This is a genomic window from Pseudomonas sp. RGB (assembly GCF_007713445.1).
Taxonomy (GTDB): Bacteria; Pseudomonadota; Gammaproteobacteria; order Pseudomonadales; family Pseudomonadaceae; genus Aquipseudomonas.
The window spans coordinates 37,511-61,657 of the sequence record NZ_VMSH01000005.1 but is presented as its reverse complement, the minus strand read 5'-3'; the positions used below and the strand labels follow the sequence as shown (position 1 = coordinate 61,657).

The following is a 24,147-nucleotide window of genomic DNA, read 5'->3' as shown; positions in this document are numbered from 1 at the left end:
CGTCTGACGCATTAAAACTGAAGCGTACTGGACACTGACACCTGCCGCGCATCGCCCAGCGATACAAACACCCGGCTCGCGGCCGAGGTGTAGTACGTGCGGTCGAACAGGTTCTTCACGTTGAGCTGGAACTTGACCTTCTGGCCTTCGATCTTGGTGTCATAGGTGGCAAACGCGTCGGCGACGGTGTAGCCCGGCAGGTTGAAATCGTTGGCGGCATCGCCTGCGCGCTCGCCGACATAACGGGCGCCTGCGCCCAACCGCAATTGATCACCACCAAAAATAGTGCCGAAATCGTAGACCGCCGACAGCGAGCCCGTGTGCTTGGCCACGTTTTGCAGGCGGTTGCCCTCAAGCGTCGGGTCTTTGTCCTTGGTGTCGAGAGCATCGGTGTACGCGTAGCTGCCGATCACGCTCCATTGGTCGGTCAACTGGCCGGTGGCGTCCAGCTCCAGGCCACGGGAGCGCACCTGGCCGGCAATGCTGTAAACGGTGTTGGCCCCTGATCCCACCGAGACCAGCACGTTGCGCTTATCGATATTGAACAACGCCGCGCTGGCGGTAATACGCCCCGGGATGTCGAGCTTGGCGCCCAGCTCCCACGACTTGGACTCCTCAGGCGTGAGGTCGCCGGTCAAGGTGCTGCCGTCAGCCAAGGCGGCGATGGTGGAGTTGGGTTTGAACGATTCGGTGTAGCTGCCGTAGAACGACAACTCATCCGTGTAGCGGTACACCAGGCCGGCGCGCGGCACCCACGCCTGGCCATTGCCGTTGGTGTTGGCCGTGAACGGCACCCCCTTGCCGGCGTACTGGTCATACATCTGATAGCGCACACCGCCCACCAGGATCCACTGATCGGTCAGGTGAATGGCGTCCTGGAAAAACAGTGAGTCGCTGCGCAGCAGATCCGTCTGGGCGCTGTCCTTGGCACTGACGGTGGTGCCTTGCACGTCCTTGCCATAAACCGGATCGAGGTAGCTGAAGGCGCTGCGTTGCGCCTGGCGGATCAAGTCGGCGCGGTAGATCTTGCGGTACTCATCGTCCAGGCCGAACACCAGGTCATGCTGCATGCCACCGACGTTGACGCTGCCTTCCAGGCTCATCGTGGCAAAACGATCGGTGGTCAGCGCCCCCCGTGTGCCGTCCATGCTGCGGGTCAGGGTGCCGTTGGAATTGACCGAAACCGTGCGCACCTGGCTGGCATCATAGGTCTCGCGGTTCCAGCTGTAGCCCAAGTGCGCCTTCCAGTCGTCGTTCAAGTCGTGGTCGACTTCCAGGCGATACAGGTCGGAGCGGCCTTCCATGTTGTTGAACGGCTCATCCAGGCGCCGGGTCGCGGGGATGTTCAGCGGGTGATTGGTCTTGGGGTCGATGGCGGTGCCACGGTCGAACGGCGAGAGGAATTCGCGGTGCTCGTAGGCGAAGACCACTTTGGTGGTGTCGCCGTACCAGGCCAGGGACGGCGCCACCAGCGTCTCGCGGTGGGTGCCGAAATTGCGCCAGTAACCTTCGTCTTCATGGTCGACGATCAGCCGGTACGCCAGGCCGCTGTCGCCAATCGGGCCGGTGGTATCGAGGTTACCGCCACTGCCGTTCTTGCCGTCGCCGAAGGTCGAGCCACGTGCGGTCAGGGAGGTGGATTGGGTCAGTTCCGGCTTTTTGCTGACGATATTGACCACGCCACCCGGGTCCTGAATACCGTACAACAATGACGACGGGCCCTTGAGCACTTCAACGCGCTCGGCAGTGGAGTTCAACGCTCGCCCCTGCACCACGGGCATGCCGTCTTGCATGATCGAGCCATTACGGTTATCGCCAAACCCGCGCAGCATCACCGCATCCTGGGTACTGGCCAAGGTGTTGGCCTGGGTGATGCCGCTGATATTGGCGAGGGCGTCATCCAGGTTACGCGGGGTCTGGTCGCGCAGCACTTGGGCGGGCACCACGTTGACGGTTTGCGGGGTTTCCAGCAACAGGCCATGGGAGCGCATCACCGAGCTGGTGGGCGGCGGCTGGTAACTGGTGCTGTCCTGCGCCTGGCCGGCACCGCTGATGGTGGTGGCGCCGAGGTTGACCGCGCCGTCGGTGGGCACAGGTTCAAGGGCCAAGGTGTGGGCGTCGATCTGACGGAAGGTAAAGCCTGAGTGGCCGAGCAGGCGTTGCAGGGCCTGGGTCGCGCTCATTTGCCCGCTGACGGCAGGAGCACTGAGACCGTAGGGCGCTTCATCGGTATAGATCACGCTGATCCCGGTGACGCGGCTGAAATCACTCAGGGCCTGGGGCAGCGGCTTGGCTGCCAGCGCAAAGTTGAACTGGGCGCTTTGCTGCTCCTGCGCCTGCGCCACGGCCAGGGGCAGCAACGCCAGCCCCGACACCGCCAGTACCGAGGCTCCCAGCCACTGTTTTACCCAACCGCCCGCCGTCGATTTCATGCTGTGAGAACCCGTGTAGAAAACGCTGTTAATGCGAATAGATCGCAGTTTCAAGCACTACACGGATGGGCGGTGGATTTACCTCACGTTGTTTTGAAAATAATTTTATTTACTGCGCCTGAATGCGGAACCCCAACCGTGGGAAATGCACATGCACGGTGCCGCCGCGTTCGTCGGTACGCCGCAGGATCAACTCCTCACGCCCGGCGAACAGCAACTCGCCGGCCACCAGATCGGTGCCGTAGTCGGTAGCGCAAATGCTCACCTGCTGGCCCGGCTTGAAGCCGTTCAAGTCCTCGAACAGTTCATCCGGCAAGGCCGCAGGCGTCGCGTTACGCGCCACTTCCAAGGCCTGTTCGGCGCTCATCTCGCTGGCAGTGCCATGGCCGAAGCTCAACACACGGTCCAGCCAGGCAGCGACAGCGGGATAGGCATCCACCAGCGGCGCCGTCACTGACGAGCCTTTGAGGAACCACAACGGATGCGCCAGGGCAAAGTCGGCAATCGACGGCTCGCCGAACAGGAAGTCACCTGCCTGGTGCTGCAATTGCTGATCGATGCGGCTGATGATCGTCGGCCATTGGTGCTTGGCCCGATCCAATTGCACGCGGGTGGCAGTGCCGCCGCTGAACAGTTTGGCGCGGTCCGCCACCAGCACGTCAAGCATCTGCGGCGGCACCTTGGCGAACTTGACGGCCAGGGATTCGGGCTGGAACACCAGCGCCACGGCATGCGAGAACACCAACGAATCGGCCCACGCGGCGAAGCTTTGCGTGACCAGCTCCAGGCCTTGGGGAAACAGCGCCGGCGCGGACTTTTCCTGCTCCAGGCGGTGGGCGATCAAGGCGGTGTCGCAGTAGATATCGGCGCCGACTTGCAGCACCGGCGTCTTGCGGTAACCGCCGGTGAGGGCCGTGAGGTCAGGCTTGGGCATCACCGGCGAGATAAACACCGAGCGCCAGGACAAGCCCTTGAAGCCCAGCATCAGGCGGGCTTTTTCAGCAAAGGGGGATTGCGGGTAGTGGTGCAGGATCAACTCAGACATGCCAGGCTCCGCTCAAGTAAGTGAGCCGCTAGCTTAGCCTGCAACGCCCCACGTGCGGGCGATGGGAACCCATCAGTCAAATCAATGAACCGCTCGCCGCCAGGCACTCCTTGGCGCTCTTCTTGAGCTTTTTGATCAGTCGCTCCTGGCGCAGCGCCTCGCCCTTGCTCGCGCATTGCTCGGTGTACACCAATGCCACCGCGGGGCTGGACAAAAAGAACCGCGCGCCCTTGCCGCTTTGGTGAGAAGCAAAGCGGCGCACCGGGTCATTGCTGATGCCGCAATACAGCGAGCCATTGGCCGCGCGCACCAGGTAGACAAACCAGGGTTTGGGTTCAGGAAGATCAGTCACAGGTCGTTTCGGCAAACCAGAGGAGCGCCAATCTTATCAACGACCGGCCTGAAATGCCTTCAGGCCTTTAAGCGCCTGGGCGCGCACAGCGTTTTTCAACGCAGGCGACCAACCCAGCAACAACCCCTTGAGGCCCAGGGCCTGGCGCGACCAGCGCCACAGGTCGAAGTGATCGTGGTGCTCGCAGATCCTGCCATCGCGAAACACAAACCGCGCGCCGATATCGTTGACCACCGTGTTGCCGGTGGCGCTGAACAGGTACGTCGCCACCCAATGCGCGCTGCCGGTGGCCTCATCGCTGCGCACGTGGTCGAAGGTCAGGGAAAAATCCTTGGCACGGGTGGTGAGCATGCGCCACATGTCACCTGCGTCACGGCCACGCAGCTCGCCGAACGCGGGGTCGCTGAACACCACATCGTCGGTGTAGCAGGCGGCCATGGCTTCGGCATCCAGGCGCTGGAAGGCACTGTAGAACTCGGTGATCAGGGCGTTGTGGGCATCACTCATGGGCAGGCTCCGCAGGCATCGAAAAGGTAGGCGCACGATAAGCCGCCAGCGCCGGTAAGGCTACCGACATTCGCCACGCAAATGACCACGCTTACGGCACCATGCCACTGCTGCGGGCGTAGGCGAACAAATCCACGTCGGTGGAAATGCACAACCGGCTCATGGCCGTGCTTTTTTGCTTGCTGATGGTCGAGATGCTGCGATTGACCCGGGCGGCAATTTGGCTGACGGTCATACCGCTGGCGAGCATGCGCACCACTTCACGCTCTTTGCCGGACAACTGCGGCACGGCTTGCTGGTCGCCGGTGCCAGCTTCCACCAACTGCACCCGCAGGCTTTCGCTGACAAAGGTATGGCCTTCGCTCACGGCCTTGATGGCCTGCGGCAACTCCCTGGCTGAGGCACTCTTGGCCACGATGGCCCGCGCGCCTTGTGCGAAGGAAGCGCGCAGCGTGGCGATGTTGGCGAACATGGTCACCAGAATCACTGGCAATCGCGGGTATTGGCGTTGCATCAGGCTCAACAGGCCGTACCCATCAGCCTGCTGATTGCCCGGCATGGCAAAGTCGGTCACCAGCAGGTCACAAGGCGTGCTGTCGAGCACCGCCAGTAGTTGATCCGGGCCGTCGGCCTCGCCGACCACCTTGCATTTTCCACTGGCCTCGATCACGACTTTTTGGCCGATACGCACAATCGGATGATCGTCAGCAATTATTACGCGAAGCATGAGACCCACCATGATGGCAACTTGACCTACGCAAAATAGCGCCGGATGTGGCCGGCAACAACCGCCAAGAAAACCAGCCAGGGGAGCCCGTGCAGCATTCGTGGCTGTCGAGAGTTATACCTACAAAACAAACAGAGCAGGCCGTCAGAAAGAAGCTACAGCTCAGGGCGAAATCTTCCTTCACCCCCGATGAAAGCCTGCGTCTTCAAAGCGCCGACAAGTAAGCCAGGTAACGCACCAGGTCCTGGCGCAACCGGATCAAGTCGCGGGCATGCGTGGCCACACCGTCGCCACTTACCCGCGTCATCAGCTGCAGGCCGCGTTTTTCCAGCGAGGTGACGCCCAGAAAGGCCACGCTGCCAATCAACCGGTGCAGGTGTTGAACGGTTTCGGCGCCATCCAGGCGCATCACCGCGCCCGACAGCGCGCGCAGGTCTTGGCGAGCTTCATGGATCAGGCTGCCAAGCATGCTGTCCACCACTTCGCTGCGGCCAAACATTTGCACCAGCGTCGTACGGGTTGGCCAGCCTTTTTGCCCGACCAATGCCTGTGCCTTTGTGCCCTGCTCGAATGCGCCCACGTGGGCTTGGTCCAGCCAATAGACCAAGACGTGGTGCAGCTGCAAAAAAGTCAGCGGTTTGATCAGCCACGCGTCCATGCCGGCTTCCAGGCACAGGCGGACTTCGTCAGGGCCCAGGTTTGAGGTCAGGCCGATGATGGGCAGTCGCGTCGACAGCGCCTCACGTTCGCGGCGGCGGATTTCGCGCGTCATGGCGTAGCCGTCCATGAGCGGCATCTGGCAGTCGGTCAGAATCAGATCAAAGTGCTGCACGTCCAGGGCGGCCAGCGCAGCTCGCCCATCCCTGCACGCTTGGTGGTCAAGGCCGAGGCGGTCAAGGGTTCCGCTCATCAGCAGGCAGTAAGCTGGATGGTCGTCAACAACCAACACCTTGAGCCGTTGCCAACAGGCAGGCACGGTGATCAACGCCCGCGAGTCATCCCCACCCCTGCTGCCTGGGGGAATGCCTGATGACATGACTACCTCAACTTACCGTATCGACGGACGATGATGGCACGCCATGCGTGCAGGAAACGGCCGCGCTCTGGCCGATCGGGCGCGGCATTCTGAACCATCTTTTTGATTTTTTTATGACGCTTAAGCGGCGCAAAACGTATTCGAATGACTGCGCCTGGACGATACAAAAACTACGAAACTGCACAATTCCTACGTAAACAACAGCCGGTTCTGACATAAGCGAATGCGCCTTTGCGCTATCCGCCTACTCTCGTATTTGTTGTATTTCCCCGCCTCGCCCCCCTCTATAAATTCGCCGCACCCCAACAAGGGGCGCGGCCTGTCCTCCCCACGGTCGCAACACACATGGCTGTTTGCCCTGAGGCACAGTCAGCAATCCTTGCACCGGAACCTCACGACATGAATAAGTCCCTAGCAGCACTCGCCCTCTTTTTAGTGGCCGCTCATCAAGGCCCGGCTGTTGCCGCAAGCTCGGTGGAGTTGATCGTCAAAGGGCTGATCACCCCGAGTGCCTGCACGCCAACCTTGTCCGCCAACGGCATCGTCGATCACGGCAAGATTTCCGCCAAGGACCTCAATCAAGGCACCCCCACTGATCTGCCAGCCGTGACCTTGCAGATGCGTGTGAACTGCGATGCACAGACCTTGTTTGGCTTGAACGGCAACGACAACCGAGCGTCCTCAGCCGTCGTTGCGACGGGCTATGGGCTGGGCTTGATCGATAACACGCAGAAAATCGGCACCTACCACCTTGAGCTGGTGAACCCGGTTGCGGACAACGTCGGCGTCATACCCCTTGAGTCCAACAACGGCGGGCAAACCTGGAGCGCGATTGATGGTGAATATTGGTACAGCGGCAACCTGGCCGGTTTCGGCGGTGTTTCCGGTGGCCTGTATGTCCCCGTGCCTATTCAGGACCTGATCACTGACTTGGCCGTCATGACCCAGATCGTGCCTGCGCAAGACCTGAACCTCAGCAATGAAGTGCCCCTCGACGGCTCCGCCACGATCGAAGTGAAGTACCTGTAAACAAGGCTCGCTGACCCGATGCCATGACGCATCGGATCAGCCTCGCGCGCATCGCCCTACTTGGAGGTTTTACATGAACCATCGCACCCTCGCCCCAGTGTTCACGGCGCTGATGGCCGTCATTCCCCAGGCATTTGCCTCCAGCGCCACTGACCTTAGGATCACCGGCCTGATCACGCCCAGCGCCTGCTTGCCCAACCTGTCCAGTGGTGGCGTCGTCGATCATGGCAGGTTGACGGTGAAGGACCTCGATCCCCAACTGCCTACCCGCCTGGAGACCGTCAACCTGCAATTGGAGGTCACCTGCGAGGCAGAAACCCTGTTCACCCTGACCACCGTCGACAACCGCTCCGGCACATCGGCCATCCACCCGGCGAGCCATGGCCTGGGCAGGGTCAATGACGACCAAATGCTGGGCAGTGTGGCGTTCAGCGTACTGGATGCGGTCGCCGACAACGTGCCGGTGCGCACCCTCTTATCCAGCAACGGCGGTGCCGACTGGCGTCCTTCGACGTACCTGGGCCATGCCGGGCTGACCGCTTTCGCCGCCGCCGACAACCTCAACGCCCCGATCGCCGTGAAGGTGTTGACCGCCCGACTCAGCGCCTTCACCACCCTGGTAAAAGGCACCGACCTGAACCTGGTGGATGAAATGCCCATCGATGGTCATGCCACGCTGCAAGTGAAGTACTGGTAAGCCCGACCTTGCGTGGGCGGCGTGATTGCCCCCACCAGCAGGATGACGTTACCCACGAAGTGGCCATCGATGGCGATGCCACCGTTGAAGTGCTGTACCTGTAACTGGCGGCACCCACCCCCCACTGTGATAACGACGCAATGAACCCATCGACCATCACCCGGGCGCTCACGCTGTTCGCCTTGCACCTGACGCCGGCCTTCGCCGCCTCAACCGTGGACCTGAGCGTTACCGGCCGGATCACACCCCAAGCGTGCACCGTGTCGCTGTCCGACAGCGGCCTGATCGATTACGGCAAGATCCCGGCGCGCACCTTGAGACCGAGTGAATTCACGTCACTGCCCAGCCGGCAAATGGGCCTGAGCATCAACTGTGAAGGGCCGACGCTGTTTGCACTGGTGGGTATCGACAATCAGCCGGACTCCTCTGTGAAACCCGACGTTCTGTACGGCTTGGGCATGAACATTCATGCACCGAGCGAACGCCTGGGGTCGGTGGGTTTGTCATTGCGCGGGCCGGTGGGCGACGGCGGCGCCCTGCAGGTGATCAGCTCCGCGGACGGCGGGAGCACCTGGCACCCCGAGCCCAATGCACATCCCAGGCACACCATGGGTTTTGCCCACCTCGACACGCTGGTGCCCATCCCCATCAGGCAACTGGTCGCCAGCCTGCGGGTGGACACCGCCATCAGCCCGGCCAATAGCCTGACGCTGAAGCAAGAAGTGCCTTTGCAAGGTTCGATCACCCTGGACCTCAAGTACCTGTAACCCTTAGTGAATGAGTCCTCAGATGACGATGCATGTTTCCTGGATACGCGCCGGTTGTGCCGGCCTCGCTTTATGGTGCTCTGCCGCGGCGCTGGCCGACGGTATGGTGCCGGACACCTCGGTGGTCATCGTGCACGAGGCGGACGGCGAAGCGGCCGTGTCCGTGACCAATACCGACAGCAAACTGGCCCTGTTGCACGTGACCCTCGAAGACATCCCCGAAGACCAGGCCACCTTGCTGTTCGTCACTCCGCCGCTGTCGCGGGTGGAGCCCGGCAAGCGTCAGCTGGTGCGGTTCATCCTGCAAGCGGACGAGCCGCTTAAAACCCAACGGCTCAAACGGGTGGTCTTCGAAGGCATGCCCCAGCAACGTATCGGCACCGAGGCCGCGCGCGCCCAAGTGGGCGTCACGGTGCGCCAGAACCTGCCGGTGATCCTGCATCCCAAGGGGCTGGCACCCAACCGTGAGCCGTGGCTGGGCCTGACCTGGCACCTGGACGGCGACCGGCTCAGCGTGCGCAACCCCACACCGTACGTGGTGCGCCTTGCGCAGGCGGTGCGGCTGTTGCCCGGCAGCGGCTCGACCTTGCTGCCGCGCACGTATGTGCTGCCGGGAGAAACCCTGACGGTCGCGGCCCAGGGTACGGGGGCGACGTCAGTGCGCCTGCAGCCGGCCACGGTGTATGGCTTTGCTGTCGCGCCCTACGAGGCCCCCATCACGCCTTGATCCCACCGCGTCGACCCGCGGCGACGCCTCTATAAAACGAAGTGACCTCCTGCGAAGGTCACCGGGAAGACCGCCTGGCGCGTCCGAAACCCTCGCCTCGGGCTTCCATCAAACGAGTGTAATTGTGTGAACACAGTCATGAATTACCGTGACGGCGAAGCCCTGTCCGGCGTTATGCCGCGCCCGTCACTCGTACAACTGGGCGGCATCGCATGGGCGCTCAGCCATCTGCTGCTGGCCGAACAGGCCTGGGCAGACGACGCGCCGTCAACCGGTTCGTTCGACCACCAGACCCTGCACCAGCGTGGCATCGACCCGCAACTGGCCAGCCTGCTGCTGGACACGCCGCGCTTTACCCGCGGCCGCCACGCCGTCAACCTGGAGGTCAACGGCCAACGGCGCGGTCGGGTCGACGTCAGCTTCGATGACCACGGCGCATTGTGCTTTGACGCCGCCTTGTTGCAAGCCGGTCAGTTGGTCGCGCCGCCACGCCGCGTTGACGCCTGCCACGCCTTTGTCGAGCACTACCCCCAGACGGTGATCGAATCCGACCCGGCCAGCCTGGCTCTGTCGCTGGTAGTGCCCACGCAGGCGTTGCGCGTTGCGCCACAGGACGTTTCCGGCTACAGCACCGGCGGTTTCGCAGCCTTGCTCAACTACGATGTGACCGGCCTGCACAACGAGTTCGGCGACAGCAGCAGCCGGTTCGGCTCGGCCAATACCGAAGTTGGCTTTAACGCCGGCGACTGGATCGTGCGCAGCCGCCAGGTACAGACCTGGCAGGACGGCGCCTCGCGCAGCAATCACCTGGACGCCTACGCCCAGCGGACCTTTGCCCGCCAGCAGGCGGTGTTGCAGGCCGGGCAGATCAACCTCTACAACCCGGTGCTGGCGGGAGCCCCGATCACTGGCGTGCAAGTGCTCACCGAGCAGGCGCTGCAAGACCAGGATCAGGGCGCGACGATCGATGGCATCGCCAACGGCCCGGCCCAGGTGGAGGTGCGGCAAAACGGTGCGTTGGTTCACTCCACAGTGGTTCCCGCGGGGCCGTTTTCCCTGAGCCATGTGCCGCGCCTGAACGGGCGCTCCGATGTGGAAGTGACGGTCAAGGAAGCCTCCGGCGAAGAACGGCGTTTCAGCGTGCCGGCGGCGATGCTGGGCCTGGGTCTGCCGGCACCGGGTTACGCCGTGGCCGCAGGCACGGTGCGCAACATCGGCGACAGCAATGGCGCCGAACCCTGGGTGGTCAGCGCCGGGTGGACGGCTGCAGTCCACCCACTGATCACTCTGGGCAGCGGCCTGCTGGCGGCCGAAGACTATCGCTCGGCCGGGGCCAACCTGGGTGTGCTGCCCTGGCAGAACAGCCAGTTGCAAGGGGCTGTGGTGGTCGCCGAGGCAACTCGCCAGGCGCAAGCGCGCGGCGTGCAGGTGGACCTCTCGTGGTCTCAGCAAGTGGGTGAACGCTGGGCCATCAGCGCCGCCAATGCCTGGCGCAGCGAGGGCTATCGCGACCTCACCGAATCGACCTACGCCGCCCATATCCGCGAGCAGCAGCGCTCACGCTACCGCGACCAGCAAAGCGCCACTGTCTCCTGGGCGCATCCATGGCTGGGAGCATTCAGCCTCGGCGTGTCGCGCGCCGCCTCGTTTGCCGGCGACAGCAGCAGCCGGGCACTGGCGTCGTGGGGCACGCAAGTGGGCGGCGTCTCGCTGTCCGCCACCGCCGAATGGCAGATGGGCGGCCGCCGTTACAACGATGACAGCCTGTACCTGAACCTCAGCCTGCCCTTGGGCGAGAACCGTCGAGGCCGCACCTGGGTGCGTAACTCCGGGGGCGAGCACCGCATCGGCATCGGCCTCAACGAACCGCTCAACGACCAACTGGCCTATCGGGTGGGCGTTGAACATGACAGCCGCGACCGCGAGGTCGAGTCGTCCCTCGGGGTTTCGGCCCTGCCGTTCTACAGTCAGCTGGACTTCAACTACAGCCGCTCCAGCGACGCGCGTTCCAGCTACCAGGGCGGCGCTCGCGGCGGCGTGGTGGTGCATGGCGACGGCGTGACCTTGTCGCCCTACCCGGTGCGCGACACGTTTGCGCTGCTGTCGGTGGGCCAGATGTCAGGCGTCAAGGTCAGTACGCCAAGCGGCCCGGTGTGGACCGACTGGCAAGGCCAGGCCGTGGTGCCGCAGATCAGCGCCTATGGCCGTAGCCCGGTGGAAGTGCAGACGCGCTCGTTGCCGCGCAATGCCGACATCAGCAATGGCCTGGCCGTGGTGTCGGCAGGGCGCGGCGCCGTCGACCGGCTTGAGTTCGGCGTCGCCCTGACACGTCGGGCCTTGCTGACCCTTGACCGGCCGGTGCCGCGTGGCGCGACGGTCACCACCGACGGCGGCGAGTTCGTCACGCTGGTGCAGGAGGGCAACCAGGTATTCCTGCCCAATGTGCTCGACCCTCGGCCGTTATGGATCAAGGGCCCTGGGCAGCCGCGTTGCGCCCTGCGTTTTGAGCTGCCGCAAAAGGCCGACCCCGACGTGTATTTCGAAACCGCCACCGCCCGCTGCCTGACTCTGTGAGGACTCTCGTGAAACGTCATTACTGCCTCGCCGCCCTGCTACTGACGGGCACCGCCCAGGCCCAGAACGATTGCCGACTGGACGTGAGTGAGTCGCTGCTGGATTTTGGCTCGATTCGTCGCACCATCGACCCGGCACACGGCCCTGAACGACTGCTGGGTGAACGGCGCCTGAGCATGACCCTGGACTGCCCGCAGACCAGCGACCTGAGCGTGTTCTACCGCGGCCTGGCCGCCAGCGCCGAGCGTTTGCGCTTCACCCAGGGCGGCAGCTACCGCGTGCACGTACACGGTGGCCTGCTGGACGGCCGCGCTGTAGCGCTGGGTTTGCTGGCGGCCAGCGGCCAGCCGCCGATTGCCAGCGCCCAGTCCCTGGACTGGCGCCCCGAGCATGGCATCGTACCGATGCTCAACGGCCTGCCCGCGCATGGCCGCAGTTTCTCCCTGCAACTGGCAGTCAGTGCCTATGCCGAGGAGCGCGCGACGCCTGTGCGCGATGCCGTCACCTGGGACACCACCGGGCGGATCGAGGCTACCGGCTCCGGGCGCTCGCGCGCGCTGCGCCTGCAAGCGCACTTTGCGCCGGCGGCCTGCACACCCGGGCTGTCCAACGGGGGGACGGTGAGCTTTGGCAAGCTGTCGATCAATGACTTGAGCCACGATCAGGACACACGCCTGCCGGCCCGGCCGCTGACGCTCACGGTGGCCTGTGACGGGCCGACCCCGTTTGCCCTGGTCATGAAAGACAACCGCGACGGCTCCGCCACCGGCGGCCTGGATGAAACCGCCTATGGCTTGGGCGTGGATACACGCGGGCAGAAAATCGGGCGCTACTACCTGACGGTCGACCCTGCCCAGGTCAGCGCCGACAACTTCTCCCAGGTGTATCCCACCGACTCCACCACGGGCGGCTCGGCCTGGAGCATTGCCAACAGCAGTCCCATCGACGTTGGCGCGCGCAGCCTTCTGGGGTTTACCCCGGCGGCCGGCAGCACCCAGGGCCCCGAGGCCCTGCAAAACCTCAGCGCTTTACTGAGCCTGCAGGCATTTATTGCACCACTCGACAGCCTGGACCTGAGCACTGAGGTTCGGCTCGACGGTTCGGCCACGCTCGAAATCACCTACCTGTAAGCGTTCCCGGAGCCCTCATGCCCCTTCGATATCTGATTCTCGCGCCCTTTATCTTCTTCAACCCGCTGAGCCTCGCCGCTTCCAGCGTAGAGCTGAGGGTCGATGGGCTGATTACGCCGATGGCCTGCACGCCAACCCTGTCAGCCGCAGGGTTGGTCGACTTCGGCAAAATCTCCCAGCAAGACCTTAACCTCACAACCGGCACACGGCTGCCGCTCAAGTCCCTGAACCTGACCGTCACGTGCAACGGCGCCGCCCGCTACGCCTTGCGCATGCGCGACAACCGCGACGGCACGGCGCACGTCAACAGCGAGATTTACTATGGGTTGGGCCTGGACGGCAGCGGCAACAAGGTCGGTGTGTACTCGGTCAAGTTCGACCCCAAGCAGACCGTGGCCGATGCCGTGCCGTACATCTACGGCACCGAGTCCACCACCGGCGGCGTGGCCTGGCGCACCTCCAACCGCAACCCAATCGACATCGGCGCCAAAAGCCTGCTGGGTTTTACCGATCTGGAAGGCAGCACCGCGGGCCCCTCCGGCATCCAGACCCTGAACAGCACACTGACCCTGGAAGCAGTGATCAACGCCAAGCAGAACCTGGACTTGAGCACCGACATTCCCATGGATGGCTCCGCCACCCTGGAAGTGACTTATCTGTAACACCACCTTTTTCAACCCTAGGAGTACCCGCTAAATGAACAAGCTTTTCCCTGTCTTGACCACTGCGCTATTACTGGCCACTTCCACAGGCGCTTCGGCGGCATCCACTGCCGAGCTGACCGTCAAGGGCCTGATCACGCCCAGCGCGTGCACGCCGAGCCTGTCCAATGGTGGGGTGATCGACCACGGCAAGATTTCCGCCAAGGACCTGAACCCGGCCAAATACACCATCATCGGCAACCATACGCTGAGCCTGACCGTCACCTGTGAGGCCGCAACGGCATTCGCCCTGTATGGCGTGGATAACCGCGTCGGCTCAACCGACAACCCCAGCGACTACGGCCTGGGCTTGATCAATGGCGATCAGAAGCTTGGGCATTACGTTTTGATGCTGAGTAACCCGCTCGCCGACAATGTGCCGGTGCAGACCATTGGCTCCACTGACCAGGGAAGTTCGTGGAACAAGGAAAGGTTCCTCGATCCGGGCCTGTACATGTCCATCGCCGCCATGAACGACGCCAGCCAACCGCTGCCGACCAAAGACCTGGTCGCCGACCTGGAGGTGCAAACCCTCATCAACCGCACCGACGGGATGGACCTGAGTAACGAAGTGCCCATCGACGGTTCGGCCACCCTGGAAATGCGGTACCTGTAACGCCTGAAAAGCGCAGGGCTTGGGGTGGCGCCCAAGCTTGCCTGGCAGAGGAGCAGGTTTACTGCTCCTCACCTGCCATCTTGCTATACCTTCTCGCTGCGCACGCCCACGTACACCGCACGGCCCGCGCCCAACCCGGCGACGATGGCGCCCACGCCGATCACGGCAAAGATCCAGCCTACGGCCGTCCAGCCGCCCGTCCAGTCATGCACCAGCCCGACCGCGAACGGCCCGAGGGATGCCAGGGTGTAGCCAAAACCCTGGGCCATGCTCGACAGGTTGGCCGCGACATGTGAGTCGCGCGAGCGCAGCACGATCAAGGTCAGCGCCAGGCTGAAAGTGCCTCCCTGGCCGAGGCCCAGCAGGATCGCCCAGCCCCACAGGCCATCAAGGGGCGCGTACAGGCAGCCGAACAAGCCGCCGAGTGTCAACAGCATCACCACCACAATCGCCAGCCGCTGGTCCTTGCCGCGCGTGGCCAGCCAAGGTGCGGCGAGGGAACTGGCCAACTGCACGATGACCGAGCCGGACAGCACCAGGCCCGCCTGGGTCGCGCTAAGGCCGCGGCCGATCAGAATCGATGGCAACCAACCGAACACGATATAGGCCAGCGACGATTGCAGGCCCATGTACACCGTTACCTGCCAGGCCAGCGGATCCCGCAGCAGCCCCTTCACGCGATACGCAACTTGATGGGCACCATGTTTTTGCCCGACCTGTGGCAACCAGAACGCCGCCGCCACCAGCGCTGGCAGAATCCAGAAGCCCAGGCCGATGCTCCAGCTGTCACAGAAATGCTTGCTCAGCGGCACCGTCGAGCCGGCAGCCAATGCGGCGCCCAGGCACAGCGCCATGGTGTACACGCCGGTCATGGTGCCGGCCTGTTTGGCGAAATCACGCTTGACGATGCCCGGCAGCAGCACGCCGATGATGCCGATACTTGCACCGGCAATCAGGCTACCGGCGAACAGCCCGACCTCGCCGAGGGCACTGCGCAAAATGATCCCGGCAGCCAACGTCAGCAGAATCCCCAGCACCACGCGCTCAGCACCGAAGCGCCGCGCCAGGATCGGCGCCATCGGTGCGAACAGGCCCAGGCACAGCACCGGCAAGGTGGTCAGCAAACCGGCCTTGGCTGCCGACAACCCCAGGCTCCGGGAGACTTCAGCCAGCAGCGGCGACATGCTCGACAATGCCGGGCGCAGGTTCAGTGCCACCAGAATCAGGCCCAGCAGTAACAGCCACGGCCGCGCGACGACCGGCGGGGTGTGCTGCACCACGTCATCATCGGCTTCGGCGTCGATTAATAATTCTTCGAGTTCAGTCGGGCGTTTGGTTTCAAGGTTCATTGATCAACTGCCGGCAGAGGGATTTGGCGCGTTCCGGATCTTGCTGTTCCACGGCGTCGAGCAAGGCGATATGCAGGTCAAACACGGCCTGGCGACGCGGTGAGATGTTCAGGGTCTGGCGCAACTGGGCGGCGACGATGGCAGAGAAATACTGGTACAGCTCGCTCAATGCCGGGTTGTGCGCCGCGTCCACCAAGTGTTTGTGGAACACCAGGTCGGCGCTGATATAAGCCTCCAGGTCGCCGTGGTACAGCTCGGCGCTGGCCTTGAGTGCGTCGCGCAACGCACTCAGATCGGCCTCGGTACGGCGCAACGCCGCGAGCCCGATGGCCTCCACTTCGAGAATCTGCCGGGTCTCCTGCGCCTGCTCCAGGGTGCAATGGGACAACGCCCGCATTGCGCCCAGCGGGTCGGTCATCGAGCGCAAATAACTGCCGTCGCCCTGGCGAATTTCGATCAAGCCGCAAAACGCCAATACACGCATGGCCTCGCGCACGGTATTGCGGCTGATGCCCAGCTCGGCGGACAGCTCAGGCTCGGTGGGCAGGCGCTCGCCGATGGCCCATTTGCCTTCAGTGATGCGTCGACGCAGTTGCTCCAGGGCTTGGTCAACCAGCGAGCGTTTTATCAGAGGGGCAATGTCTGTCATGGATTTTGCGCTTTCGTCCAATCATAGGATGAATTTTCCTACAGCCTATTCAGACTTGCCTACAAAGGCAAAGCACTAGGGTTCGTAGGCGGCAAAAAGAACTGAATTTTCGATTGGTAAAATTACCCTTATAGGGTAATTATTGGACTCAGGTGTCTTATGGAAAAGTACACACCTCATTACGATCTGGCGGTGATAAAGGCGGATGTGAGGCGGCTTGGTGCCAAGGCTTTCACACGGGCGGCAAAGAGAACCGCAGAGGCTCTCGACCTTGATCTCACTGAGATGCAAGCGATCGTTTTCAAACTGCACAACAGGATGTTGTACAAATCGATGACCACCTATGCCGATCACCGCGTCTGGCATGACGTCTACCACATCCATTCACATGGTCTGGAGATTTACATCAAGGTCACTTACTGCTCCGGCAGTAACCCACCGGTGATCTCCTTCAAAGGGATGAACCCATGAACACCCAACATTGCTATATCTGTGGCGCCCCCGACGCCATGACACGCTTTGAAGGCCGCAGCGAAACCCTGTGCATAAAAGGTATGGAGCGGCGCATTGATGATCTCTCGGGCTGGGAATGCCAGGTGTGCGAAGACGGCATGTATGACCCCGATAGCTGCGAACGCCATGCCAAGGCCGGTGATGATCTGCTCCACGCCGCCCGGCGCATGATGGGCGCCGAATTGAAGCGTATCCGCCGCAAGCTGCACCTCACGCAAAAACAAACCGTAGCAGTGCTTTCCGGTGGCGGGCACAACGCACTCTCACGCTACGAACGCGGCGAAATTACGCCGCCAAAACCGTTGATGGTGCTGATGCGCCTGCTGGATCGTTACCCCCACTTGCTCACCGACGCCACCGAACTGGCCGAAGGCGCAGACCTGCGCAACGCCTTCACTTACAGCCTCAACAACGAAACGCGGCAAGCCCTCAAGGCCTCCTAGACAGGCAAAAATAAACCCGGCACCAGGCCGGGTTTATCGTTTCAAACATCGATCAATGCAAAATCTGGCTCAAGAACAACTTGGTCCGATCATTCTGCGGGTTGTCGAAGAAGTCATTCGGCGCCGCCTGTTCGACGATCTCGCCCTTGTCCATGAAGATCACGCGATTGGCCACGGTGCGCGCAAAACCCATTTCGTGGGTCACGCACAACATGGTCATGCCGTCTTCGGCCAGGCCGATCATGGTGTCCAGCACCTCTTTCACCATTTCCGGATCGAGTGCCGAGGTCGGCTCATCGAACAGCATGATTTTCGGCTTCATGCACAGCGCACGGGCAATCGCCACGCGCTGTTGCTGGCCGCCGGACAGTTGCCCCGGAAACTTGTGGGCCTGCTCCGGAATGCGTACGCGCTCCAGGTAGTGCATGGCAATTTCTTCGGCCTTGCGCTTGGGCATCTTGCGCACCCACATCGGCGCCAGCGTGCAGTTCTGCAGGATGGTCAGGTGCGGGAACAGGTTGAAGTGCTGGAACACCATGCCGACTTCGCGGCGGATCGCTTCGATCTGCTTGAGGTCGTTGGTCAGCTCCACGCCATCGACCACGATGCGGCCTTGCTGATGCTCTTCCAGACGGTTGAGGCAGCGGATGGTGGTGGACTTGCCCGAACCCGACGGGCCGCACAGCACGATACGCTCGCCCTGCTTGACGTTGAGGTTGATGTCTTTCAACACATGGAACTGGCCGTACCATTTGTTGACGCCCTGCATCTGGATAATGCCTTCAGGGCTCACAGGCTGTTTGATAGCTTCGCTCATAACAACAACTCCTAACGCTTGTGGCCTGTGTCGAGCTTGTGTTCCAAATGAATGGAATAGCGCGACATACCAAAACAGAAAATCCAGAACACCAGGGCGGCGAACACGTAGCCTTCAGTGGCCATGCCCAACCATTTCGGGTCGGCGGCAGCTTGCTTGACGCTGTTGAGCAGGTCGAACAGGCCGATGATGATCACAAGGCTGGTGTCCTTGAACAGCGCAATAAACGTGTTGACGATACCGGGAATCACCAGCTTCAAGGCCTGCGGCAAAATCACCAGGCCCATGCTGCGCCAGTAACCCAGGCCCATCGCCGCAGCGGCTTCGTACTGCCCCTTGGGAATCGCCTGCAAACCACCCCGCACCACTTCCGCCACGTAGGCCGACTGGAACAGGATCACGCCGATCAGCGCTCGCAGCAGTTTGTCGATGCCCATGCCTTCGGGCAGGAACAGCGGCAGCATCACCGAGGACATGAACAGCACGGTGATCAACGGCACGCCGCGCCAGAACTCGATGAAGGTCACGCAGACCACTCGAATCGCCGGCATGTTCGAACGCCGCCCCAAAGCCAGCACAATGCCCAGCGGCAAGGCGCCGGCAATACCGACCGTGGCGATGACCAGGGTCAGCATCAGGCCGCCCCACTGGCTGGTGGCTACGTTGGTCAGGCCGAAGACGCCGCCGTGCAGCAGGAAGTACGCAATGATCGGGTACAGCACCAGAAAGCTCAGGCCGTAGACCGCCTTGCGTTGAAAACGCGAGATGAACAACGGCGCCACGCCTACGATGGCCAGCCACACGGTCAGGTCCACGCGCCAGCGCAGGTCGCCGGGGTAGTAGCCGTACATGAACTGCCCGAAGCGCTGTTGGATAAACACCCAGCAGGCGCCCTCTTTGGTGCAGTCGGCGCGCGTGGTCCCGACCCAGTTCGCGTCAAGAATGGCCCAGTGCAGGATCGGCGGCACGATCAGGTAGATCAGGTAAAACGCCAACAAGGTCAGCAAGGTGTTCAGCCAGCTGGAAAACAGGTTGGCGCGCATCCATGCCATCGGCCCGAAGACTTTGTTCGGCGGCGGCATATCAGGTTTGAAAGTATGCGAAGTCATGTGCGTTTCCTCACCGCTCGATCAGCGCAATGCGCTTGTTGTACCAGTTCATCAGCAGGGAAATGCTGATGCTGATCGCCAGGTACACGCTCATGGTGATGGCAATAACCTCGATGGCCTGGCCGGTCTGGTTGAGCACCGTACCGGCAAACAGCGACACCATTTCCGGGTAGCCGATACCGGCGGCCAACGACGAGTTCTTCGCCAGGTTCAGGTATTGGCTGGTCAGCGGCGGAATGATCACCCGCAGGGCTTGCGGGATGATGACCTTGCGCAGCGTCGGCCCAGGGCGCAGGCCCAGGGAGCGCGCGGCTTCGGTCTGGCCGTGGCTGACGGACTTGATGCCCGACCGCACGATCTCGGCAATGAACGCGGCCGTGTAGACGGTAAGCGCCAGGGTCAATGCCAGCAGTTCGGGGATCAGTACCCAGCCGCCCACGAAGTTGAAGCCTTGCAGCTTGGGCATTTCCCAGTGCAGTGGCGCGCCGAAGATCAGGGCGCACAGCGTCGGGATCAGAATGAACAACGCCAGACCCGCCCAGAACTTATGGAAAGGAACGCCGGTGGCTTCAAAGCGCTTATTGGCCCAGCGAGCCATCAGCACGATTGCCACAATGGCGACGACGACACTGACCACAAACGGCCAGAAACCGTCGGCGGCAATCGCTGCCGGCATGTTCAGGCCACGGCTGCTGACAAAGAACGTGTCACCAAAGTTATGGCTGTTGCGCGGCCCCGGCATGGTCAGGAACACCGCGAAGTACCAGAACAGGATCTGCAGCAGCGGTGGGATGTTGCGGAATACTTCCACATACACCGTCGCCAGTTTGTTGATCATCCAGTTGGGCGACAAACGCGCCACGCCGATGATAAAGCCGAGCAGGGTCGCCAGGACCACACCGATCACGGTCACCAGCAAGGTGTTGAGCAGGCCGATCACAAAGACGCGGGCATAGCTGTCCGATTCGGTGTAGTCGATCAAGTGCTGAGCGATGCCGAAGCCGGCACTGCGCTCAAGAAAGTCGAACCCCGAGGTAATGCCCCGGTGTTGAAGGTTGGTCTGCGTATTGTTGAAGAGGTACCAGCCCAGCGCGACGACCGCCACAATCGTGATGATCTGGAAGAGCCACGCACGCACTTTAGGGTCGCTGAAGCTGAGCTTCTGCTTGGGTGCGCCGATTTGATTTTGCATGAAGTGCCCCGCAAATAATGGAACAGAACATCACCCGGTGGTTGGCCCACCGGGTGATAGAACCATCAACGATCAGCGCACAGGGGGTGCGTATTGAATGCCACCGTTGGTCCACAGTGCGTTCAAGCCACGGTCGATTTCCAGTGGTGTGCTTTTGCCGAGGTTTTTCTCGAACACTTCACCGTAGTTACCGACCTGCTTGACGATCTGTACAACCCAATCTTTCTTCACTTTCAGGTCTTTGCCGTATTCGCCGTCAGCACCCAGCAGACGAGCAACGTCCGGGTTCTTGGTGGACTTGGCTTCAGCTTCGACGTTTTTCGAGGTGATACCGGCTTCTTCAGCGTTGAGCATGGCGTAGCCAACCCAGCGCACGATGGCCAGCCACTCGTCGTCGCCGTTACGCACGACCGGGCCCAGTGGTTCTTTGGAAATGGTTTCCGGCAGCACCACGTAGTCTTTCGGCGAGGCCAGCTTGCTGCGCTGTGCGTAGAGCTGGGACTTGTCGGAGGTCAGCACGTCGCAACGACCGGATTCCAGCGACTTGGCGCTTTCATCGGAGGTGTCGAAGGTGATCGGGGTGTACTTGAGGTTGTTGGCGCGGAAGTAGTCGGACACGTTCAGCTCAGTGGTGGTACCGGCCTGGATGCAGATGGTTGCACCGTCCAGTTCCTTGGCACTTTTCACGCCGAGCTTGTTGTTAACCAGGAAGCCAACACCGTCGTAGTAGGTGATGAAGCCCGGGAATTTCAGGCCCATGCCGGCATCGCGAGAGCTGGTCATGGTGGTGTTGCGCGACAGGATGTCGACTTCGCCGGATTGAAGCGCGGTGAAACGCTCCTTGGCGTTCAACTGGCTGAATTTGACCTTGGTCGCATCACCGAAAACGGCAGCTGCCACAGCGCGGCACACGTCAGCGTCGATCCCCAGGATCTTGCCGCTGGCATCCGGCACCGAGAAACCCGGCAGGCCGTCACTCACGCCACATTGCACGAAGCCTTTCTTCTGCACAGCGTCCAGGGTTGCGCCGGCTTGGGCGAAACCACTGACACCCAATACGGCGGCCGCGCACACGATGGCCAGGGTGGATTTCAATACCTTCATTCAAACCTCCAGTTTTGCTCTTGTTGTGTCGGAGCTCGAACCTCAGCGCACCCTTATGAGGCGATATCGACCCGTGTTGGCTTTTTTTAGGGTCAAGCGGCATGAAGTTGTCGCAGTAATTCCAGTTGCTATCCCACAAGCGGCAGTCACTGATAGTGTTACCGTCGTGAGTTAGTCCTGACATCGACCTACACATAGCAAGGCCCGTACCAGAGTGACGGCTGAGTCGTTTCAGCCCATGGTCAATAGGAAAAGATTCAACCTTGCGACATTCTCTTAACAGATCAACCCGTCACGCACCGTTCCGACGCACCCAATCGGAGCGCACGCACATTAATGGAGCAGACATGACCGAACCCTTGATTCTTCAGCCCGCCAAGCCCGCAGACGCCTGCGTAATCTGGTTGCATGGCCTGGGTGCCGATCGCTACGACTTCCTGCCGGTGGCCGAGGCGCTGCAGGAAACATTGTTGACCACGCGCTTTGTGTTGCCTCAGGCGCCGACGCGTGCGGTGACCATCAATGGCGGCTACGAGATGCCCAGCTGGTACGACATCAAGGCCATGAGCCCGGCCCGTTCGATCAGCCTGCAAGAGCTGGAAGCATCCACCACCATGGTCACGGACCTGATCGAGGAGCAGAAGAGAACCGGAATAGACGCCTCGCGTATTTTCCTCGCCGGTTTTTCCCAGGGTGGCGCCGTGGTGTTCCACACCGCCTTCCTTAGATGGCAGGGCCCGCTGGGCGGCGTCATTGCCCTCTCCACCTACGCCCCCACCTTCGGCGATGAGCTGCAATTGTCCGCCAGCCAACAACGCATTCCCGCGCTGTGCCTGCACGGCCAGTACGATGATGTGGTGCAGAACGCCATGGGCCGCAGCGCCTACGAGCATTTGAAGAGCCGTGGTGTCACCGTGACATGGCAGGAATACCCAATGGGGCACGAAGTGTTACCCCAGGAGATACACGACATCGGAACCTGGCTGACCGCTCGCCTGGGCTGAAAACCGCACATTATGTAGCCGTGTGACCAACGCACTACGCCGCGCCCGATTCTTGCATTACACTGGCCGGCGTACATTCCTTAACCAATTAATGAGATGACCGTGCTCAAAGCACTTAAGAAGATGTTCGGCAAAAGCGAGGCTGAGCCGCTCGCGCCTGTTCCCAGTGCTCCTGTCCCCTCATCCGGCAGCCGCAATGACGGTAAACAGCCAGACCGGACCGCACCTGTTGCCTCACCGAAGAAGCCCCCGGTGATCGCGCCTGAACCGGCAAAATCCGCCGAGGCCGAGCCTGCACCTGCGCCCAAGGCACCCCGCCGCGAACGCGCGCCCAAAGCGCCCGTGATCCCGTGGAAACTTGAAGACTTCGTCGTCGAGCCGCAGGAAGGCAAAACCCGCTTCCACGATTTCAAACTGGCCCCGGAACTGATGCACGCCATCCAGGACCTGGGTTTCCCGTACTGCACGCCGATCCAGGCCCAAGTGCTGGGTTTCACCCTGGCGGGCAAAGACGCCATCGGCCGCGCGCAGACAGGCACAGGCAAGACCGCCGCGTTCCTGATCTCGATCATCACCCAGCTGCTGCAGACGCCGCCGCCCAAAGAGCGCTACATGGGTGAACCGCGCGCACTGATCATCGCGCCGACCCGCGAGCTGGTGGTACAGATCGCCAAGGACGCCGCCGACCTGACCAAGTACACCGGCCTCAACGTCATGACGTTTGTGGGCGGCATGGACTTCGACAAGCAGCTCAAGCACCTCGAAGCCCGTCATTGCGACATCCTGGTTGCCACCCCGGGCCGCCTGCTCGACTTCAACCAGCGTGGCGATGTGCACCTGGACATGGTCGAAGTGATGGTGCTGGACGAAGCCGACCGCATGCTCGACATGGGCTTCATCCCGCAAGTGCGTCAGATCATTCGTCAGACCCCGCCGAAAAACGAGCGCCAGACGCTGCTGTTCTCCGCGACCTTCACCGAAGACGTGATGAACCTCGCCAAGCAGTGGACCACCGATCCGTCCATCGTCGAGATCGAAGCGCTGAACGTTGCCAGCGAAAACGTCGAACAGCACATCTACGCCGTGGCCGGCGCCGACAAGTACAAGCTGCTTTACAACCTGATCAATGACAACGGTTGGGAGCGCGTGATGGTGTTTGCCAACCGCAAGGACGAAGTGCGCCGCATCGAAGAACGCCTGGTACGCGATGGCGTCAACGCCGCGCAACTGTCGGGCGACGTGCCGCAGCACAAGCGCATCAAGACCCTGGAAGGCTTTCGCGAAGGCAAGATTCGCGTGCTGGTGGCCACCGACGTGGCCGGGCGCGGGATTCACATCGACGGCATCAGCCATGTGATCAACTTCACCCTGCCGGAAGTGCCGGACGACTACGTGCACCGTATCGGCCGTACCGGGCGTGCCGGCGCTGCGGGTGTGTCGATCAGTTTTGCGGGCGAGGATGACTCGTATCAGTTGCCTTCGATCGAGACGTTGCTGGGCCGCAAGATCAGTTGCGAAACGCCGCCGACGCATTTGCTGCGCGCTGTAGAACGCAAACGCCCATAAGCCGAATGCGATAGAAAATGTGGGAGCTGGCTTGCCTGCGATGCAGACACCTCGGTGAGTC

General features: G+C 61.9%; 24 protein-coding genes. 12 read left to right on the top strand and 12 right to left on the bottom strand.

Features of this window, described 5'->3' with window-relative positions:
- Positions 1-11 precede the first annotated feature (11 nt).
- The 6 genes from FPT15_RS12425 to FPT15_RS12400 form a co-directional block, all read right to left on the bottom strand.
- Complete coding sequence (locus tag FPT15_RS12425; RefSeq protein ID WP_145161321.1) at positions 12-2,432, bottom strand: TonB-dependent receptor; 2,421 nt, start codon at positions 2,430-2,432, stop codon at positions 12-14.
- A 109-nt stretch (positions 2,433-2,541) separates the two neighbouring features.
- Positions 2,542-3,477, bottom strand: coding sequence for a glutathione S-transferase family protein (locus tag FPT15_RS12420; RefSeq protein ID WP_145161319.1), 936 nt, complete (start codon positions 3,475-3,477; stop codon positions 2,542-2,544).
- A gap of 76 nt (positions 3,478-3,553) precedes the next feature.
- Positions 3,554-3,829 (bottom strand): GIY-YIG nuclease family protein, encoded by a 276-nt coding sequence (locus FPT15_RS12415; RefSeq protein WP_025855645.1) that lies wholly within the window; start codon positions 3,827-3,829, stop codon positions 3,554-3,556.
- Positions 3,830-3,865: 36 nt separating this feature from the next.
- Positions 3,866-4,336: a nuclear transport factor 2 family protein gene (locus FPT15_RS12410; protein ID WP_145161317.1), complete on the bottom strand. Its 471-nt coding sequence runs from the start codon at positions 4,334-4,336 to the stop codon at positions 3,866-3,868.
- A gap of 91 nt (positions 4,337-4,427) precedes the next feature.
- The gene (locus FPT15_RS12405) at positions 4,428-5,063 is read right to left on the bottom strand and encodes a response regulator transcription factor (protein WP_145161315.1); all 636 of its coding nucleotides are present in this window, start codon (positions 5,061-5,063) and stop codon (positions 4,428-4,430) included.
- Positions 5,064-5,268: 205 nt separating this feature from the next.
- On the bottom strand, positions 5,269-6,099 hold the full coding sequence (locus FPT15_RS12400) for a response regulator (RefSeq protein WP_145161314.1): 831 nt from the start codon (positions 6,097-6,099) through the stop codon (positions 5,269-5,271).
- 399 nt (positions 6,100-6,498) lie between these two features.
- Between FPT15_RS12400 and FPT15_RS12395 the strand changes: the two genes are divergently transcribed.
- The 8 genes from FPT15_RS12395 (at position 6,499) to FPT15_RS12360 (ending at position 14,340) form a co-directional block, all read left to right on the top strand.
- Entirely contained in the window at positions 6,499-7,128 is a 630-nt protein-coding gene (locus tag FPT15_RS12395) for a DUF1120 domain-containing protein (RefSeq protein WP_145161312.1), read from the top strand.
- 73 nt (positions 7,129-7,201) lie between these two features.
- Positions 7,202-7,825 carry a DUF1120 domain-containing protein gene (locus FPT15_RS12390; protein ID WP_145161310.1) on the top strand — a complete coding sequence of 208 codons (624 nt, stop codon included), beginning with the start codon at positions 7,202-7,204 and terminating at the stop codon, positions 7,823-7,825.
- Between the two features lie 140 nt (positions 7,826-7,965).
- Positions 7,966-8,592 (top strand): DUF1120 domain-containing protein, encoded by a 627-nt coding sequence (locus FPT15_RS12385; protein ID WP_145161308.1) that lies wholly within the window; start codon positions 7,966-7,968, stop codon positions 8,590-8,592.
- A gap of 28 nt (positions 8,593-8,620) precedes the next feature.
- Complete coding sequence (locus FPT15_RS12380; protein ID WP_372241471.1) at positions 8,621-9,319, top strand: fimbria/pilus chaperone family protein; 699 nt, start codon at positions 8,621-8,623, stop codon at positions 9,317-9,319.
- A 126-nt stretch (positions 9,320-9,445) separates the two neighbouring features.
- Positions 9,446-11,893, top strand: coding sequence for a fimbria/pilus outer membrane usher protein (locus FPT15_RS12375; RefSeq protein WP_256676442.1), 2,448 nt, complete (start codon positions 9,446-9,448; stop codon positions 11,891-11,893).
- 8 nt (positions 11,894-11,901) lie between these two features.
- Positions 11,902-13,023, top strand: a complete 1,122-nt coding sequence (locus tag FPT15_RS12370) for a DUF1120 domain-containing protein (RefSeq protein WP_145161303.1) — start codon at positions 11,902-11,904, stop codon at positions 13,021-13,023.
- A gap of 17 nt (positions 13,024-13,040) precedes the next feature.
- Entirely contained in the window at positions 13,041-13,685 is a 645-nt protein-coding gene (locus FPT15_RS12365; protein ID WP_145161301.1) for a DUF1120 domain-containing protein, read from the top strand.
- A 34-nt stretch (positions 13,686-13,719) separates the two neighbouring features.
- The gene (locus FPT15_RS12360) at positions 13,720-14,340 is read left to right on the top strand and encodes a DUF1120 domain-containing protein (protein WP_145161300.1); all 621 of its coding nucleotides are present in this window, start codon (positions 13,720-13,722) and stop codon (positions 14,338-14,340) included.
- A gap of 83 nt (positions 14,341-14,423) precedes the next feature.
- Here FPT15_RS12360 and FPT15_RS12355 read toward each other — a convergent pair whose 3' ends face one another.
- Together FPT15_RS12355 and FPT15_RS12350 are read right to left on the bottom strand one after the other, a co-directional pair.
- Entirely contained in the window at positions 14,424-15,689 is a 1,266-nt protein-coding gene (locus tag FPT15_RS12355) for a CynX/NimT family MFS transporter (RefSeq protein WP_145161298.1), read from the bottom strand.
- On the bottom strand, positions 15,679-16,338 hold the full coding sequence (locus FPT15_RS12350; RefSeq protein ID WP_145161296.1) for a FadR/GntR family transcriptional regulator: 660 nt from the start codon (positions 16,336-16,338) through the stop codon (positions 15,679-15,681). Before FPT15_RS12350 ends, FPT15_RS12355 begins: the two co-directional genes overlap by 11 nt.
- A 159-nt stretch (positions 16,339-16,497) precedes the next feature.
- On the opposite strand from FPT15_RS12350, the gene FPT15_RS12345 reads away from it, so the two are divergent.
- Together FPT15_RS12345 and FPT15_RS12340 are read left to right on the top strand one after the other, a co-directional pair.
- Positions 16,498-16,809 carry a type II toxin-antitoxin system MqsR family toxin gene (locus tag FPT15_RS12345; RefSeq protein ID WP_145161294.1) on the top strand — a complete coding sequence of 104 codons (312 nt, stop codon included), beginning with the start codon at positions 16,498-16,500 and terminating at the stop codon, positions 16,807-16,809.
- Complete coding sequence (locus FPT15_RS12340) at positions 16,806-17,294, top strand: type II toxin-antitoxin system MqsA family antitoxin (RefSeq protein WP_145161292.1); 489 nt, start codon at positions 16,806-16,808, stop codon at positions 17,292-17,294. Before FPT15_RS12345 ends, FPT15_RS12340 begins: the two co-directional genes overlap by 4 nt.
- Before the next feature lie 52 nt (positions 17,295-17,346).
- Here FPT15_RS12340 and FPT15_RS12335 read toward each other — a convergent pair whose 3' ends face one another.
- From FPT15_RS12335 to FPT15_RS12320, 4 genes are all read right to left on the bottom strand, one after another.
- Positions 17,347-18,111 (bottom strand): amino acid ABC transporter ATP-binding protein, encoded by a 765-nt coding sequence (locus FPT15_RS12335; protein ID WP_003171943.1) that lies wholly within the window; start codon positions 18,109-18,111, stop codon positions 17,347-17,349.
- Between the two features lie 11 nt (positions 18,112-18,122).
- A complete protein-coding gene (locus FPT15_RS12330) occupies positions 18,123-19,220 on the bottom strand; it encodes an amino acid ABC transporter permease (RefSeq protein WP_145161290.1) in 1,098 nt (365 codons plus the stop codon).
- 10 nt (positions 19,221-19,230) lie between these two features.
- Complete coding sequence (locus FPT15_RS12325; protein WP_145161289.1) at positions 19,231-20,412, bottom strand: amino acid ABC transporter permease; 1,182 nt, start codon at positions 20,410-20,412, stop codon at positions 19,231-19,233.
- Positions 20,413-20,484: 72 nt separating this feature from the next.
- The gene (locus tag FPT15_RS12320; protein ID WP_106579519.1) at positions 20,485-21,516 is read right to left on the bottom strand and encodes an amino acid ABC transporter substrate-binding protein; all 1,032 of its coding nucleotides are present in this window, start codon (positions 21,514-21,516) and stop codon (positions 20,485-20,487) included.
- A gap of 347 nt (positions 21,517-21,863) precedes the next feature.
- Between FPT15_RS12320 and FPT15_RS12315 the strand changes: the two genes are divergently transcribed.
- Together FPT15_RS12315 and rhlB are read left to right on the top strand one after the other, a co-directional pair.
- Positions 21,864-22,520, top strand: a complete 657-nt coding sequence (locus FPT15_RS12315; RefSeq protein ID WP_145161287.1) for an alpha/beta hydrolase — start codon at positions 21,864-21,866, stop codon at positions 22,518-22,520.
- 96 nt (positions 22,521-22,616) lie between these two features.
- Complete coding sequence (gene rhlB, locus FPT15_RS12310) at positions 22,617-24,086, top strand: ATP-dependent RNA helicase RhlB (RefSeq protein WP_145161285.1); 1,470 nt, start codon at positions 22,617-22,619, stop codon at positions 24,084-24,086.
- Positions 24,087-24,147: the final 61 nt, after the last annotated feature.

What these genes read in the sequence shown, in the direction of transcription:
- FPT15_RS12425 (WP_145161321.1), bottom strand. Translation starts at nt 2,432, where the DNA reads ATGAAATCGACGGCGGGCGGTTGGGTAAAACAGTGGCTGGGAGCCTCG.
- FPT15_RS12420 (WP_145161319.1), bottom strand. Translation starts at nt 3,477, where the DNA reads ATGTCTGAGTTGATCCTGCACCACTACCCGCAATCCCCCTTTGCTGAA.
- FPT15_RS12410 (WP_145161317.1), bottom strand. Translation starts at nt 4,336, where the DNA reads ATGAGTGATGCCCACAACGCCCTGATCACCGAGTTCTACAGTGCCTTC.
- FPT15_RS12405 (WP_145161315.1), bottom strand. Translation starts at nt 5,063, where the DNA reads ATGCTTCGCGTAATAATTGCTGACGATCATCCGATTGTGCGTATCGGC.
- FPT15_RS12400 (WP_145161314.1), bottom strand. Translation starts at nt 6,099, where the DNA reads ATGTCATCAGGCATTCCCCCAGGCAGCAGGGGTGGGGATGACTCGCGG.
- FPT15_RS12395 (WP_145161312.1), top strand. Translation starts at nt 6,499, where the DNA reads ATGAATAAGTCCCTAGCAGCACTCGCCCTCTTTTTAGTGGCCGCTCAT.
- FPT15_RS12390 (WP_145161310.1), top strand. Translation starts at nt 7,202, where the DNA reads ATGAACCATCGCACCCTCGCCCCAGTGTTCACGGCGCTGATGGCCGTC.
- FPT15_RS12385 (WP_145161308.1), top strand. Translation starts at nt 7,966, where the DNA reads ATGAACCCATCGACCATCACCCGGGCGCTCACGCTGTTCGCCTTGCAC.
- FPT15_RS12380 (WP_372241471.1), top strand. Translation starts at nt 8,621, where the DNA reads ATGCATGTTTCCTGGATACGCGCCGGTTGTGCCGGCCTCGCTTTATGG.
- FPT15_RS12365 (WP_145161301.1), top strand. Translation starts at nt 13,041, where the DNA reads ATGCCCCTTCGATATCTGATTCTCGCGCCCTTTATCTTCTTCAACCCG.
- FPT15_RS12360 (WP_145161300.1), top strand. Translation starts at nt 13,720, where the DNA reads ATGAACAAGCTTTTCCCTGTCTTGACCACTGCGCTATTACTGGCCACT.
- FPT15_RS12355 (WP_145161298.1), bottom strand. Translation starts at nt 15,689, where the DNA reads ATGAACCTTGAAACCAAACGCCCGACTGAACTCGAAGAATTATTAATC.
- FPT15_RS12350 (WP_145161296.1), bottom strand. Translation starts at nt 16,338, where the DNA reads ATGACAGACATTGCCCCTCTGATAAAACGCTCGCTGGTTGACCAAGCC.
- FPT15_RS12345 (WP_145161294.1), top strand. Translation starts at nt 16,498, where the DNA reads ATGGAAAAGTACACACCTCATTACGATCTGGCGGTGATAAAGGCGGAT.
- FPT15_RS12340 (WP_145161292.1), top strand. Translation starts at nt 16,806, where the DNA reads ATGAACACCCAACATTGCTATATCTGTGGCGCCCCCGACGCCATGACA.
- FPT15_RS12335 (WP_003171943.1), bottom strand. Translation starts at nt 18,111, where the DNA reads ATGAGCGAAGCTATCAAACAGCCTGTGAGCCCTGAAGGCATTATCCAG.
- FPT15_RS12330 (WP_145161290.1), bottom strand. Translation starts at nt 19,220, where the DNA reads ATGACTTCGCATACTTTCAAACCTGATATGCCGCCGCCGAACAAAGTC.
- FPT15_RS12325 (WP_145161289.1), bottom strand. Translation starts at nt 20,412, where the DNA reads ATGCAAAATCAAATCGGCGCACCCAAGCAGAAGCTCAGCTTCAGCGAC.
- FPT15_RS12320 (WP_106579519.1), bottom strand. Translation starts at nt 21,516, where the DNA reads ATGAAGGTATTGAAATCCACCCTGGCCATCGTGTGCGCGGCCGCCGTA.
- FPT15_RS12315 (WP_145161287.1), top strand. Translation starts at nt 21,864, where the DNA reads ATGACCGAACCCTTGATTCTTCAGCCCGCCAAGCCCGCAGACGCCTGC.
- rhlB (WP_145161285.1), top strand. Translation starts at nt 22,617, where the DNA reads ATGACCGTGCTCAAAGCACTTAAGAAGATGTTCGGCAAAAGCGAGGCT.